15 protein-coding genes are annotated in these 14786 nt (G+C 34.1%); 5 read left to right on the forward strand and 10 right to left on the reverse strand.

Annotation, left to right across the window (positions count from 1 at the left end):
* Nucleotides 1–63: 63 nt before the first annotated feature.
* From JF259_RS12395 to JF259_RS12405, 3 genes are all read right to left on the reverse strand, one after another.
* The gene (locus JF259_RS12395) at nucleotides 64–1140 is read right to left on the reverse strand and encodes an endonuclease/exonuclease/phosphatase family protein (protein ID WP_199115648.1); all 1077 of its coding nucleotides are present in this window, start codon (nucleotides 1138–1140) and stop codon (nucleotides 64–66) included.
* Between the two features lie 213 nt (nucleotides 1141–1353).
* A complete protein-coding gene (locus JF259_RS12400; RefSeq protein WP_199115649.1) occupies nucleotides 1354–2424 on the reverse strand; it encodes an endonuclease/exonuclease/phosphatase family protein in 1071 nt (356 codons plus the stop codon).
* Between the two features lie 403 nt (nucleotides 2425–2827).
* Complete coding sequence (locus JF259_RS12405) at nucleotides 2828–5101, reverse strand: tetratricopeptide repeat protein (protein ID WP_199115650.1); 2274 nt, start codon at nucleotides 5099–5101, stop codon at nucleotides 2828–2830.
* 201 nt (nucleotides 5102–5302) lie between these two features.
* On the opposite strand from JF259_RS12405, the gene JF259_RS12410 reads away from it, so the two are divergent.
* From JF259_RS12410 to JF259_RS12430, 5 genes are read left to right on the forward strand one after another with little or no spacing between them, the layout of a single operon-like run.
* Complete coding sequence (locus tag JF259_RS12410; RefSeq protein ID WP_199115651.1) at nucleotides 5303–6202, forward strand: MerR family transcriptional regulator; 900 nt, start codon at nucleotides 5303–5305, stop codon at nucleotides 6200–6202.
* Nucleotides 6203–6247: 45 nt separating this feature from the next.
* The gene (locus tag JF259_RS12415; protein ID WP_199115652.1) at nucleotides 6248–7711 is read left to right on the forward strand and encodes a phytoene desaturase family protein; all 1464 of its coding nucleotides are present in this window, start codon (nucleotides 6248–6250) and stop codon (nucleotides 7709–7711) included.
* Nucleotides 7712–7715: 4 nt separating this feature from the next.
* On the forward strand, nucleotides 7716–8555 hold the full coding sequence (locus tag JF259_RS12420) for a phytoene/squalene synthase family protein (RefSeq protein WP_199115653.1): 840 nt from the start codon (nucleotides 7716–7718) through the stop codon (nucleotides 8553–8555).
* Nucleotides 8556–8564: 9 nt separating this feature from the next.
* Nucleotides 8565–9014, forward strand: coding sequence for a sterol desaturase family protein (locus JF259_RS12425; RefSeq protein ID WP_199115654.1), 450 nt, complete (start codon nucleotides 8565–8567; stop codon nucleotides 9012–9014).
* 3 nt (nucleotides 9015–9017) lie between these two features.
* A complete protein-coding gene (locus tag JF259_RS12430; RefSeq protein WP_199115655.1) occupies nucleotides 9018–9707 on the forward strand; it encodes a lycopene cyclase domain-containing protein in 690 nt (229 codons plus the stop codon).
* A 9-nt stretch (nucleotides 9708–9716) separates the two neighbouring features.
* Here JF259_RS12430 and JF259_RS12435 read toward each other — a convergent pair whose 3' ends face one another.
* The 7 genes from JF259_RS12435 to ruvX all read right to left on the reverse strand — a co-directional run bounded on the left by JF259_RS12435 (nucleotide 9717) and on the right by ruvX (nucleotide 14580).
* Nucleotides 9717–10289, reverse strand: coding sequence for a TlpA family protein disulfide reductase (locus JF259_RS12435; RefSeq protein WP_199115656.1), 573 nt, complete (start codon nucleotides 10287–10289; stop codon nucleotides 9717–9719).
* Between the two features lie 115 nt (nucleotides 10290–10404).
* Complete coding sequence (locus tag JF259_RS12440; RefSeq protein ID WP_199115657.1) at nucleotides 10405–11271, reverse strand: anti-sigma factor; 867 nt, start codon at nucleotides 11269–11271, stop codon at nucleotides 10405–10407.
* A 65-nt stretch (nucleotides 11272–11336) separates the two neighbouring features.
* A complete protein-coding gene (locus JF259_RS12445; RefSeq protein ID WP_199115658.1) occupies nucleotides 11337–12017 on the reverse strand; it encodes a Crp/Fnr family transcriptional regulator in 681 nt (226 codons plus the stop codon).
* Nucleotides 12018–12315: 298 nt separating this feature from the next.
* Nucleotides 12316–12741, reverse strand: a complete 426-nt coding sequence (locus tag JF259_RS12450) for a DUF5606 family protein (protein WP_199115659.1) — start codon at nucleotides 12739–12741, stop codon at nucleotides 12316–12318.
* 57 nt (nucleotides 12742–12798) lie between these two features.
* Nucleotides 12799–13389 (reverse strand): peptide deformylase, encoded by a 591-nt coding sequence (def, locus tag JF259_RS12455; RefSeq protein ID WP_199115660.1) that lies wholly within the window; start codon nucleotides 13387–13389, stop codon nucleotides 12799–12801.
* A gap of 119 nt (nucleotides 13390–13508) precedes the next feature.
* Nucleotides 13509–14105, reverse strand: a complete 597-nt coding sequence (locus JF259_RS12460; protein ID WP_199115661.1) for a T9SS type A sorting domain-containing protein — start codon at nucleotides 14103–14105, stop codon at nucleotides 13509–13511.
* A 64-nt stretch (nucleotides 14106–14169) separates the two neighbouring features.
* Entirely contained in the window at nucleotides 14170–14580 is a 411-nt protein-coding gene (ruvX, locus tag JF259_RS12465) for a Holliday junction resolvase RuvX (protein WP_199115662.1), read from the reverse strand.
* Between the last annotated feature and the right edge of the window lie 206 nt (nucleotides 14581–14786).

Genomic DNA, 14786 nt, shown 5'->3' on the forward strand with positions numbered 1-14786 from the left:
TTACCTTAACATCTGGAAATCTTTGAACTCATTGCCTTATTGTAATACTTTTAAAAACCACTTTCAATTTTTAATTTCGAAATCAGACACTACGGGCAAATGGTCAAAAGATACTCTACCATCAAGTGGTTGATTTGGATCCTTAACAACATCATAGCGCTTTAAACCAAATTTATCGAGTGTTTTTTGATCTAAAATCAGGGTGTTCAATATAAAACTATTGGTCATTTCAAATGCGCCCCCAGAAAACAGCATATGATCAATTGACCCTCCTGAAATGCTTATTGATTCACCTTGGATTGTTGCAGAGCCACAAGTAATACGATTATCACCCCCTAATTGATACGGTCTTAGATCTTTTAATTTTGGCTCGTATGAATCAGATGCCCCGATTGTTGGGTCAAGGGAGCTAAGGATTTTGTAGGAATGGCCATTGTATGAGGTATTATAATCACCTGCTACCAAAACCATTGCATTTGAAGGAACCTCGGGCACTTCTCCCCTCTTAACTTTGTTTATGAGGTCTACCACAAGTTTGGCGTTCTCAGCGCGTCCTTCCCGAGGTGAGGATGGCAAGTGCACATTGAACATTAACAAATCTTCGTTTGATATGTTATCAGGAAGGTCAATCAAAACGGCTAAAGAGAGAGACAGCTTCTTAGACCATTTAATTGGATACTTACTAAGCACCAGTTGCCTTTGGACTTTGTTGGAAGCAGAATACCATTTTCCCGAAGTCATTTCATCAATATACTTCACTATACCAGCTTCGGTTGCCAATGTACTGTCGCGGTGAACCCATGCCTCTTGTATGGACATGATATCTGGCTTAAATGCGTTGTACAGTCTTACAAAATTAGGGATCCTGTTTTTAACATTCTGTCTAGAATTACCAGGGCTTGGGGCGCCACCATTATCTAGGGGAAACATACTGCCACAAAATGTATTGTAAGCCAGTACTCTAAACTTACCGTCTGGAGGTAGTTCAGATAAGCTTTCCAATGAGATGTTCGATGAATTGTCTAATTGGCTATCTTTATCTTTATTATCGCTTTTTTGATAAGATGATAAAAATAAAGAAAATGCTATTAAAATTAATAATAGAACAGAACCTTTTAAATGTGTGTTTTTTTTATTCATAATAAATAAGTTTTTATAAGTTATTTTAAATGAACTCCCCTGCAAAAGTCATCGAAATTCCGTTATTTAGATTTCTGCTTTTACAAAAATCCATTTTAAAGGAACCTCCAATACCGAGTACCAAGAAATTCTTTCTATTAAATAGTCTTAGATTTACGTCCGAGTAAATACATAAACTTCACTAGTTTTAAGTTGAGTCAACTTAACCATTAATTAATTTTTAATTTCAAAATCAGATACCACGGGCAAATGGTCAAAATCCACTTCGCCATCAAGTGGTTGATTGGGATCCTTAGCAACATCATTGCGTTTTAAACCAAATTCATCGAGTGTTTTTTGGTCTAAAATCAGGGTGTTCAATATAAAACTATTGGTCATTTCAAATGCACCCCCAGAAAACAGCATATGATCAATTGACTCTCCTAAAATATTATTTATTGAATCACCTTGGAACGTTGCAGAACCACAAGTAATACGATTATCTCCCTCTAATTGATAGGGTCTTAGATCCTTTAATTTTGGCTCGTACAAATCAGATTCTCCGATTGTTGGGTCAAGGGAGCTAAGGATTTTATAAGGATGGCCGTTGTATGAGGTATTATAATCACCAGCTACCAAAACCATCGAGTTTGAAGGAACCTCGGGCACTTCTCCCCTCTTAACTTTGTTTATGAGGTCTACCACAAGTTTGGCGTTCTCAGCGCGTCCTTCCCGAGGTGAGGATGGCAAGTGCACATTGAACATTAATAGATCTTCTTTTGATATGTTATCAGGAAGATCAATCAAAACGGCTAGTGAGAGAGATAATTTCTGAGACCATTTAATTGGATACTTACTAAGCACCAGTTGCCTTTGGACTTTGTTGGAAGCAGAATACCATTTTCCCGAAGTCATTTTATCAATATACCTCACTATACCAGCTTCGGTTGCCAATGTACTGTCGCGGTGAACCCATGCCTCTTGTATGGACATGATATCTGGTTTAAATGCGTTATACAGTCTCACAAAATTTGGGATCCTGTTTTTAACATTCTGACTAGAATTACCTGGGCTTGGGGCGCCACCATTATCTAGAGGAAACATACTGCCACAAAATGTATTGTAAGCCAGTACTCTAAACTTACCGTCTGGAGAAAGGTCAGACATGCTTTTCAACGAGGTGTCCGATAAACTGTCAGGCTGACCATCTTTATTACTATTATTTTTACAAGAAAATAACACCAAGGAAAATGCTATCAATAATAATAGAATAGGGACTTTTGTTTGTTTGAATTTTTTATTCATAATAATAAGTCTTGTATATTTTTTTATATTTAATTTAAAAGAGCAAGTAAAGTATTTTTTATTAATAACTATGGGGATATTTTTAGCAATGAAGGTAGATATTTTACGAATTATATGCTTCTTTAACTTAAGTCATTGACGAAGTGGTGACGTTTCATCAATATGGGTTCTAATTTGTTAACTTTATTATAGTGGAATTGGATTGGGTGATGGACTTGATAAAAAAGTAATTGAAAACTACCTCCCAAATGCAAAGAGGTATTTTATTAAGCAAAAAAGAAGGTTTAACCTACACTGAAATAACCAAATACCTTAACGTTTCTGTGAAAACAGTTGAGAGCCAACTTGGTATAGCTTTTTTTCTATTATTTGAAAAAGAATTGCTGTTAAAATAGAAGGTTGTTTACTTATTCACTTGAAGCTTTAACTGATTAAAAAATGTTTGGTACTCGGAATTATTAGGATACAATTCCACCAATCTAGCTGCAATGTTATTTGCCTTTTCATTTTGCCCACCTTCCGAATACACATAGGCCAATATATACAGCAACCTATCATTTTTTGGAGCTCTTTTTAGGCCACTTACAGCAGTCTCTTCTGCTTTAATAAAATCGCCTACCTTTGTATACATTAAACCTAAGTTATAATACAATCTAATGTTATCTGGCATATAATGAATAGCCTTTTTTATTTGCTCTATAGCTTCTTCTTGTCTGTTGCGTTCTGCTAATAACAACGCATAAGAATAATAGGTATCACCGTATTTGGGTTCTTGCTCTATAATGGTTTTAAATGCTGCTTCGGCTTTATCCATATCACCATTTCTATAATATAGGTTAGCCAAGTTTGTTCTAACCACATTATTCATTGCATCTATTTCCAAAGCACTTTCATAGCCTTTAATAGCTTCTAACAGATTTTCTTTCTTTAAATAAAAATTAGCCTTTTTTACCCTGCCTCCAACAAAATCGGCGTTGATGGCCAAGTTTGTATTAAACTCCGTTTTCACCTTTTTATAAGCGGACTTATAAGCTTCTGGTATTTGCAGTTCGTCTAAACCTCCAAGTGCAAAAAAAGCCTTTACTCTTACCGAACGCTTATCATCCTTTAAGAGTGGTAAAAAGTAATTAGCATAGGCATTACTGTTAACTTCCCCTAACACATCTAAAGCAGCACCTCTTACCAAAGGTTCATGGTCTAGTAAAAAAACCAATGTTTTATCTATAACATTAGCATCTAAATACATACTCATTCCCCGCACAGCCGATGCCCTTGCAATAGCTGGATAAGCTGTATCCTTTGCCAAACTAAGCAAGGCCTCCAATCCATTATCTTCACCTGTTAATCCAGGTGCTAATAACTCCGAGAAATGTTTATTTTTTGGCATACCATGTCGTTCTTTAAAGCTTTCCCAAGCCCATGTATCGTCTTTATCGGTATGGCATTGGGTACAAGCGTTGGGCGTTCCGTATTTTAAACTTAAATCTGGTCGGGGTATCCTAAAACTATGATCGCGTCTAAAATCATTACCCATATAAAATTTACCTGTCATATGACAATTAATGCACTTTGCGCCTTCTGTATTCTCTAAATGAAAATGGTGCGAGGGTGTATCAAATTGTTTTGGTTCATGACATTGTGTGCACAGTTTGTTGTCCTCAAATTTTAATTGTAAGGAATGTGGGTTATGACAATGGATACAGGTTACATTATTATGATACATTTTACTTTGCACAAACGAACCATATACGTAATCCTCATCCAAAATCTGCCCATCTGGATGGTATATTCCTTCCGTAATTAATTGGGGGAAATAGTGATCTAACATTGTGCCTTCAAAATTATAATGCTCGGATATTTGTTCTCTTCGCATATGACACCTGGCACATTGATCTACCAATGCTTTGGGAGCTACCCTTGAAGTCATCTTCATATCTCCTTTAGCTATATAACGTTCTCCTAGTTTGGTTGCTTCATCTACATGCTCTTTACCAGGTCCATGACATGCTTCACAACTAACATTAATAATGGCATACTTTGTATCGTAGCTATGGGATTTCACATTATAATTTTTTCTAACGTTTGTCGAATGACAATCTGCGCACATATTATTCCAGTTTAAACCACCTCTAGACCAATGCAACCATTCGGAATGCACCACTTTAAAATCGGGATACAAATCGAACCAAACCTTCTTTTCGGTGTCCCATGCTGTTCTTAGACATTGATAATGCCCATTGGGAAATTTGACAATGTACTGTTGTAGCGGCTTAACGCCAAAAGTATACTCTATTTTATAATCATGGTTCTCTCCATCAGGTCCTTCAGTATTCACGTAAAAATCACCTCCTTTTTTATAAAAATGAGAAGTAACACCTTGACTCCTGAACTTTACATTATTAAAATCCCCTAAAACACTTGAATCCGACACAACCTGCATTGCCTTATCATGATGTGACCCTTTCCAGTCTTTAAATGCCTCTTTATGGCACTCTTTACAAGCTTGATCACCAACAAACAAACTATCTGGGATGATTTCTGTTGAAGTAAAAATATTTTTATTTTCTTCCGTTATTGAAATGTACTTAGCTTCTTTTTTATTGCATGAAATGAAAACCAATGTCAATAACAAGAACAATATGCGATTCGCTTTTAGTCCGAAAGGTAAATAGTTCAATTTTCTTCTTTTTTTCAAATAAATAGCTGTGCTAATATAGTTGATATTCACACAATACCAACCTTTAAAAACACCAATAAAGTAGTTCGTAAAAAACTTTCTCCTAAGTTTAATTTGCAAAAGACTTTAAGAAAGCAAAATCAATAAATTAGCAAATTACCAATAAATTACATATTTTTGTTTAACATAAATTAAATTTAAATGAACAATATTAAAGTTGATTTTAGTATTAAAGACCTAGAAAATCTTTCGGGTATTAAAGCACATACTATAAGAATATGGGAAAAACGCTATAATTTATTAAGCCCTAACAGGTCTGACACCAATATTAGAAGTTACAGTTTAACTAGCTTACAAAAGCTATTAAATATTGCTTTTTTAAACAACAATGGCTTTAAAATATCCAAAATAGCAGCACTTAAAGAGGATGAAATACCTATTAAAGTTAGGGAAATAGTATCTCGATCCAAAGTAGAAGACCATGCTATAAATGCTTTAAAAATAGCTATGGTTAATTTTGATCAAGTCCTTTTTTATAATACGTATAATACCCTTCTTGAAAACAAAAGCTTTAACGAAATATTCTATTCGGTCTTCCTTCCTTTGCTAAATGAGATTGGGTTATTATGGCAAACCAATACCATTACACCAGCACACGAACACTTCTTATCGATTCATATAAAACAAAAAATACTTTTAAACATTGAAAGGTTGCAAATACTAGAGCCAAAACCTGTTTCTAGGACATATATACTGTTTTTACCAGAGAATGAAATACACGATATTGGCTTACTCTACATTAACTACGAATTAAGAAGTAAAGGATATCATACCATATTTCTTGGAGAAAGTGTGCCAATGGAAAGCTTAACAGACTTACTTTCTTTCTTTCAAGAAATAACCTTTATTTCCTATTTTACAATTTACCCAGAAGAAACTAGCATTAGCAACTACATTAACGATTTTAATAAACTGTTGTTACAAAAGGAAAGCACCAACCTGTTTTTACTAGGAAAAAAACTATTAAACTATAATGCTACCAACCTTCCTAAACAAGTAAAAATTTATACTTCAATAAAAAGATTGGCTCAGGAAGTATAATTGATTTTTATTTTGTTTAATTTTTTAATATATTTGTTAAACATCATGAAATCAAACATAACTATAATAGGTTCGGGAATAGCATCATTATCTGCTTCTTGCTATTTAGCACAAGCTGGTTATTCCGTTACAATATTTGAAAAAAATAATACCATAGGTGGTAGGGCAAGACAATTAATTAAAGACGGTTTTACTTTTGACATTGGCCCAACATGGTATTGGATGCCCGACGTATTTGAGCGTTTTTTTTCTGATTTCGACAAATCTCCTTCAGATTATTACACGCTTGAAAAATTAAATCCGGCTTATAGCGTATATTTTGGTAAAAATGATTTTATAAGCATTGAAAACTCCTTAGATAAAATAGCTACTACGTTTGAAAAAGAAGAACCCGGGGCTGGTATAAAGCTAAAAAAATTTATTAAAAAAGCTGAAAACCATTACAATATTGCAATAAAGGATCTGGTGTATAACCCTGGTGTTTCCCCTCTTGAACTTATTACACCTACAACTATAACAAAATTAAATCTATTCTTTAGCTCTATTAAAAGAGATATTAGAAAGGAATTTAAAAATAACCGACTGGCTAAAATACTTGAATTCCCCGTGTTGTTTTTAGGCGCCAAACCCAGTGACACGCCATCTTTTTACAGTTTTATGAATTATGCCGATTTTGGACTGGGAACATTCCACCCCCAAAAGGGCATGTACCAAATCATTCTCGCATTAGAGAAATTAGCAAAATCCCTTGGTGTAAAAATTGAAACGAATGCTGCTGTAGAAGAAATTATAGTTGACAAGCGAACTGTAAAAGGGTTAAAGGTTAACGGAGACACATACCTTTCAAATATTGTAGTTAGTGGAGCCGATTACCATCATACCGAAACATTATTAAAACAGCCTTTTAGACAATATTCCGAAAACTACTGGAACAAAAAAACGTTTGCTCCTTCTGCCCTCCTATTTTATGTGGGCTTTGACAAAAAATTAAAGCATGTAAACCATCATACACTATTCTTTGATGTAGATTTTGACATACATTCCAAAGCAATCTACAACCATCCTAAATGGCCAGAAGCACCACTCTTTTATGCAAGTTTCCCAAGCATAACAGATAGCCATGCCGCTCCTGAAGGAAAAGAAGCTGGCATATTTCTGATTCCGATAGCTCCAGGGCTAACGGACACTGCCGAACTTAGGGCAACCTATTTCAACAAAGTATTAGACCGTTTTGAACTCCTTACCAACCAAAAAGTTAAAGACGTCGTACTTTTTAAAGAATCATTTTGCATCACAGACTTTATTAAAGATTACAATTCATATAAAGGAAATGCTTATGGACTTGCCAATACCCTAAAGCAAACAGCCTTTCTTAGGCCTAAGCTAAAAAGTAAAAAAGTAAAAAATCTATTCTTTACCGGACAATTAACTGTTCCTGGTCCTGGAGTACCTCCAGCATTGATATCTGGGAAATTAGTAGCAGATTTAGTAATCAAACACAATCGTTAGAATCATGAAAGCACATTTTGATACGGCTTCATACCAATGTAGTAAACTTGTAACAAACATTTATAGCACTTCATTCTCGCTAGCCACAAGGTTGTTATACAAATCTATTAGAAGTGACATATACAACATATATGGTTTTGTACGTTTTGCAGATGAAATAGTAGATTCCTTTCATGATTACGACAAAGAGACACTTTTTAACAAATTTTCAAATGATTTAGAACAAGCGCTTCAAGACAAAATAAGTCTTAATCCGATACTCAATTCATTTCAATATACTTTTCATAAATATGCTATTGACAAAGAATTCGTAAATGCTTTCATGAGAAGTATGCGCCTAGACCTTTATAAAACAACTTATCTGACCGAAGAAGATTTTAAAACTTACATATATGGATCTGCCGATGTGGTTGGACTCATGTGCTTAAAAGTATTTGTAAAAGGTGACCAACAAAGATTTAACAATTTAAAGGATTCTGCAATGGCTTTGGGATCTGCATTTCAAAAAGTTAATTTCTTGAGAGACCTAAAAACCGATCATGATGTACTAAACAGAAGTTACTTCCCCAATATTGATTTAAACAACTTAAACGAGATATCAAAAAAACAAATTATCGATGCTATTGAAAGGGATTTTGAAATAGGAAGAAATGGCATAAAAAAACTGCCTATAGAAGCAAAATTTGGTGTTTTTGTGGCTTACCGCTACTATAAACAACTATTGAAGAAACTAAAAAAAACGCCTGCTCTACAAATTAAACGAACCAGAATACGCGTGTCTAACCCAAAAAAGATAGAACTTTTAATGCGTAGTTATATCAAGTATCAATTAAATTTAATGTAATTTTAAGTTATGCAAACCGCTTTATGGATATTCGTCTTTATTGGCTCCTTTTGTACAATGGAGTTTATGGCTTGGTTTACCCACAAATATATTATGCATGGCTTTTTATGGACGCTTCACAAGGACCATCATAAAAAAGATCATGATAGCTGGTTTGAACGTAACGATACGTTTTTCATCTTCTACGCCCTTGTAAGTATTGGCTGTTTCTTATTATGGAAATACACAAACTTTTGGCCCGGTTTACCCATAGGCTTAGGTATTTTTGCTTATGGACTATCCTATTTTATAGTACACGACATATTTATCCATCAGCGATTTAAGCTTTTAAGAAATACTAACAACTGGTATGCAAAAGGCTTGCGGCGTGCTCACAAAATACATCATAAACATCTAGACAAAGAAGATGGAGAATGTTTCGGCATGCTATTGGTGCCTTTTAAATATTTTAAAAAATAAGCCATGCAAAGCCTATACCTTCTACTCAATTTAGGTTCTTTGTTCATTCCCTTAATATTCAGTTTTCACCCTAGATTAAAATTTTACAACTACTGGAAACCCTTAAGTGTTGGACTTTTTATAAGCTTTCTTATATTCATTCCTTGGGATATCATTTTTACAGCAAATGGTATTTGGGGCTTTAATGCTGATTATTTTTTTAATATCAGACTATTTTATTTACCATTAGAAGAATGGCTCTTTTTTATTTGTATACCGTATGCCTGTGTATTTACCCACTATGCCTTACTTGAATATTTTCCAGAAAAAAAACTATCAATAAAAGCAACTAGAACTATTAGTTATTTCTTAGTTCCATTCTTTCTATTCATAGCTTTTAACAACTTAGACAAATGGTATACACTTATAAACTTTTTACTTGCATCAATTATAAGTGGTATTGCCCTATTGAAAACCCCAGAACTCCTGAGAAGCTATTACCTTACTTTTCTTGTGATGCTAATTCCTTTTTTTGTTGTAAATGGTATACTAACAGGTAGCTTTATAACCCATGAAGTGGTTTGGTACAACAATTTAGAAAACCTAAACATTCGCTTATTCACAATTCCAATAGAAGATGTAGCCTATGCCTTCTCACTTATACTTGTAAACTTATTCGTTATAGAACTACTTCGCAAACATTCTGTTAAATGACATACTTTGTCATTCCAACAGCAGCTTTTCAATAACTTCTCTAACATTATCGCTATTCCAATTGGCAGCTCCCGCTTTATCCATTACCACATTCCCTCCCTTATCGATTAAAAATGTTCTCGGAATGCTTGTAACATCAAACAACTCTGGAAAGTCCGTAATAGGGTTATACACTATAAAATCGTAGTTGTACTTATCTAAAAAAGGAACTATATCACCTACTGCTTCATTAGATACCAAAACAAACGATACCCTGTCTTTATAATCTTTATACAAGGCTTGTACACTAGGCATTTCAGCAATACATGGCGGACACCAAGTTGCCCAAAAGTTTACAAAAACCACACGCCCTTTGGCTGATTCAAAGTCGTACATACGTCCATTCGTATCCCTTAATTGCCAATCGTAATTTTTTAATTGCCTCCTCTTTTCTTTTTTGATTGTCGATGGACTAAACAAAGCCAATCCTTTATTTATAAAAACTTGTATTGGCTGTCTTGTTACCGGAATTACCAATAATGCGATTACTATAAAAAAAATGACATTACTAACTTTTAACTGCCCTTTTATCCTTTTAAACATTTTATTTATAAACTAATTATTCCCTAGATAATGATAACAAAACATTTCTAGATACAAACATAAAAGCCTAACAATTTTTCAATGTTAGGCTCTCTTATACATTACTTACTTAAAATCACCTAACAACTGTCCCTGTTAACTCTGCTAAAGGGCCATCCCCCATAGGTATTGTAACATGATCATCAGTATTTTCGGGTATTATGTGCAATAGCGGTTTTAAAGTAAATGGCGCTGGACTATTATCCGGATAAGGCTCTACCGAAATAACTGTTGCATAGCCTCTTAAATCCAATGGAAAGGTAAGCCCTAATGGTGCATTTTGAAGAAAATCTTCACCCGGAAAAGCAGGGCCATCTCCCATATCTCCTTTAAATGGTGATGTCATCGCATTATCATCAAAATCGGCTACGTCACTAAAAGTTCCCGTACTTACAGGTATTCCATCAATAACCACCCAACCTTCATACTTCCATCCGCTTTCCAAAACAGGCAAATCTAATCCAGCTTCTGGGGCTCCACTTGATAAATCCAGAAACCAAATACCACTTAGTTCGTCTGTGTCACCTCCATTTGTTGGCGTTGCCAAAATATATTGCCCCGAAGCATTTGTAAAATCGCCCACAACACCATTAGAACTAACAGAAGCAACATTACCAGTAAAATCTCCCACTAAAATTTTAGTCATGGAAGGTGCTGGATCGACATCATTTGCCGGTTCAATGGATAGTACAAATTTTGTCGCTCTATGCAACGTGCTTGGCTTTACCGAAAAAGTTTGAGGGAACTCTACGCTAGAAAAAACTCCTGTTGACACAGGTGCCCCATTGACAATTAACCAACCTTCATAAACAAAATCGTCTCCCAATGATTCTAAACCTGAAAGCTGTAAGGTTAGATTTGAACTCGGATTCCCAATATTCCCCTTTGTACAAGAAACCAAAGCACTTACAACCATTACAGCTAAAAACATTTTTTTTATCATAACATTTATTTTTTAAAATTATTTCTAATTCAAAAATAAATGATCTATCATTTTTAAAATGTTAGCTAGCTTACATTAAAAGCTTCTTTATGTACTTTTATTTCTTTTCTGCTAAACTCAATTAGCTTTTCATCTTTTAATTCGTTTAGCAAAACGTTTAGTGTAGGTCGAGAAGTACCAATTAGTGAAGCTATATCTTTTTGGGTATAAGGGTGCTTGATAATCTTAACGCCAGTTTTTTCACAGTCATAACCATAATCGGCACATAAATCTTCCAAAAATTCAATCAATCGGGTCTTGGTGTCTTTAAATAACAGTAGTTTAAGGCGTCTTTCAAGCCTTTTAAACTTGAAACCTATAAACTTATATACTTTAAAACTAAACGATTGATTATTACGCATTAAATCATACATCGTTTCAACTCCAATAGGACAAATACAGGTTGTATTATCTATAGATTGCGCAAATTCATTTCGCTTGGATTCTCCAAGAATAGCAGTTTCACCAAACAATTCCCCTCGTGTTAAAATCGCTTTTACAACCTCTTCCCCCTCTTCACTGTAGTAGCCAATTTTAACTTTACCCTTTTCTATCAAATACACTTTGTTAGCCGAATCTTCCTCAAAATAGATATAATCTTTTTTTCTGTAAACATCAAAATCATGACTGGCCTTATACGCTTTGAATTTATGCGGACAAAGTATATTAAAGAGGTTTACATCTTCAAAAAACCAAAGAGAATTCATTAAAAACTCGATTATTATTAGTTGAACTCATCTTGACTTTTTCCAATTGGTTAAAAAAATACTCTTTTGAGCCTGCTTTTCGTCATTTTCTCATTCCGTAGCCCTGCTATGCAACTTAAAAATGCCTTCCATCAAGCTCAAAATGGCTAATTTTCACTTCAATCAAAAAAGTCAAGATGAGTTCGTTAAGGTAAAGTCGTAAATTATAAAAAATCTTACTAAAAAGCATAAAAAAACCTCTTAAAAAAGAGGTTTTAAAATAGTATCTATAGAAAAGTCCAAATGACTTCACTTATAATTATTCTTCTTCCGACGTTTCTTGTTCATCGTTGTCTTCCAACTGATCCAACATATTGTGCTTTTGTAATAAATTGTACCATTGAATTACCTTTTTAATATCACTGGCATATACCCTATCTTCATCATAATCTGGTAAAACATCAAAAAAGTATTCTTCTAACTTATCCTTGCTATCTTTTGGCCCCACACTTGCCAGAGCTCCATTTTCCTTATTTTTAATATTCAGAAAAACCTGTTTTAAAGGCACTTCTTCTGTTAGCGTATAAATAGCAATCTCGCTTAAAACACTAACATTTTGTTGTGCATTAACCGAAATGCGCTTATTATCAATTAATGATTCAGCAACAAAACCACCACGTGTTTGCGTAATCAACTTATACAGTCCTGGTTTTCCAGATATCGACAATACAGTATCTAAACTCATAATTTACTTTTTTTTGAAAGGCACAAATATCATTTGTTTCCAAATGCATTGCAAGCATTATCGCTTCTTTTTTTGGTTTGGAAAGCGCATTTTATAATCCACATTAATCTTCCCCTTGGAGATATTAGTCAATTTCCCCTTAATTAAACGCTTCTTTAACGAAGACAATTTATCGGTAAACAATATACCTTCTATATGATCGTATTCATGCTGTATTACCCTGGCTATGAGACCTTCAAACACTTCCGTATGTTTATTAAAGTTCTCATCTAAATATTCCATTGTTATTGTGGGCTTCCTAAAAACATCTTCCCTAACGTCTGGTATACTTAGGCAACCTTCACTAAACGCCCATTCATCACCTTCTTCTTCTAATATTTTAGCATTAATAAAAACACGTTTAAAATCCCTTAAAATTTCTTGTTCATCTTGCGAGAGGTCGTCATCTTCAGAAAAAGGCGCTGTATCTACTAAAAACACCCGTATAGGCAAACCTATTTGTGGCGCAGCCAAACCAACACCACAGGCATTATACATGGTATCGAACATATTAGATAAAAGCGTATCAAAATTGGGGTAATCTTTTGTTATATCTGCTCCTTGTTTCTTTAAAACCGGATCACCGTAGGCAACTATAGGTAAAATCATTTCTGTGTATTATCAAATTTCAGATTGCAAAAATACAATACTATAATTATTTAGTATCACTACAAAACATAAAAAACTCCTTAAACAGTTAAGGAGCTTTAATTTTGTTATTTAATGGTTTATCTAGAAATAGCTACTTTACGCACTACAGAAAACTTGTCTGTTGTAAACTTAACCATGTACAAACCATTCGATAAGCCAGATACATCAATAGCTTTTATAGCTTCATTATTTACATTGGCAGACAACACTTTTTTTCCCGTAACTGTGTAAACACCAACTTTAGCATCTATTCTTTTACCAAAGCCAAATTCTATTTTATCTCCTTGTTTTAAAGGGTTAGGGTATGCCCTAAGCCTTTTACTTAGATACTCAAAATCTTCAGTTGGTAATGTCCCATAGCTATCATAGGTACAATCATTATTAAACCCGCTAGTTACTGTAAAGTTATCCAACTCGGCTCCTGATAATGGCGTTTCTCCACTAGCTAAATCGTATTGTTGGGTTGTATCATAACAATTACCATCTTTTTCAAAAGTCCTTCCTTCAACAGTAATTTCATTGGGTCTATTCCCACAAAATTCTGTACTCGGTTCGTAATAAAATATAATTCTATCACCACTGCCATTAATATAGCCTTCAGGCGGACAGAACTGTGCATTAACCTCTGTAATGCAAAAAAAAACAACAATAAGTAATAAGTAAATTTGTTTCATAGTGGATTGATTTTAACTGCATTAAAAATAAGCATTTTTCTTACCAATAAATATTTTTTTCGTATTATTTTGAATACAAATAACTTTGTAAGATAAGTGTTGCGCTAATTTCATCAATTAATGCTTTATTCTTTCGTTGCTTCTTCCTTAATCCGCTATCAATCATTGTTTGAAATGCCATCTTGGACGTAAAGCGCTCATCAACTCGTTTTACAGGAATCTTTGGGAATTGCTTTTCCAGTTTAGCCAAAAAAGGAACGATCAACACTTCGCTTTCCGAAGCTGTATTATCCATTTGTTTAGGCTCTCCTACCAAAAACAACTCCACTGCTTCTTTAGCCGTATAATCCTTTAAAAAAGAAATCAGCTCTTTTGTAGGCACCGTAGTAAGCCCAGACGCAATAATTTGCAATTCATCAGTTACCGCAATACCTGTGCGTTTCATACCATAGTCAATCGCTAAAATGCGCCCCATATATAATTTTTAAGCAAAAATAGGGAAATAAAAAAGACTGCCCTTAAGGCAGCCTCTTCAAATTCAAAATCCTAAAATTTATTATGGTCAATTAGTAGTGATGCGTTTATAATTCATTGTTATTGAATAAATTAGGTTGTTCTTTGAATTTTTGATTGATTTTATTTTCCATAAACAACTCATTTATAGGTGTTTTGTCAAAAGTG

The sequence above is a fragment of the Snuella sedimenti genome, assembly GCF_016428595.1.
GTDB lineage: Bacteria > Bacteroidota > Bacteroidia > Flavobacteriales > Flavobacteriaceae > Snuella > Snuella sedimenti.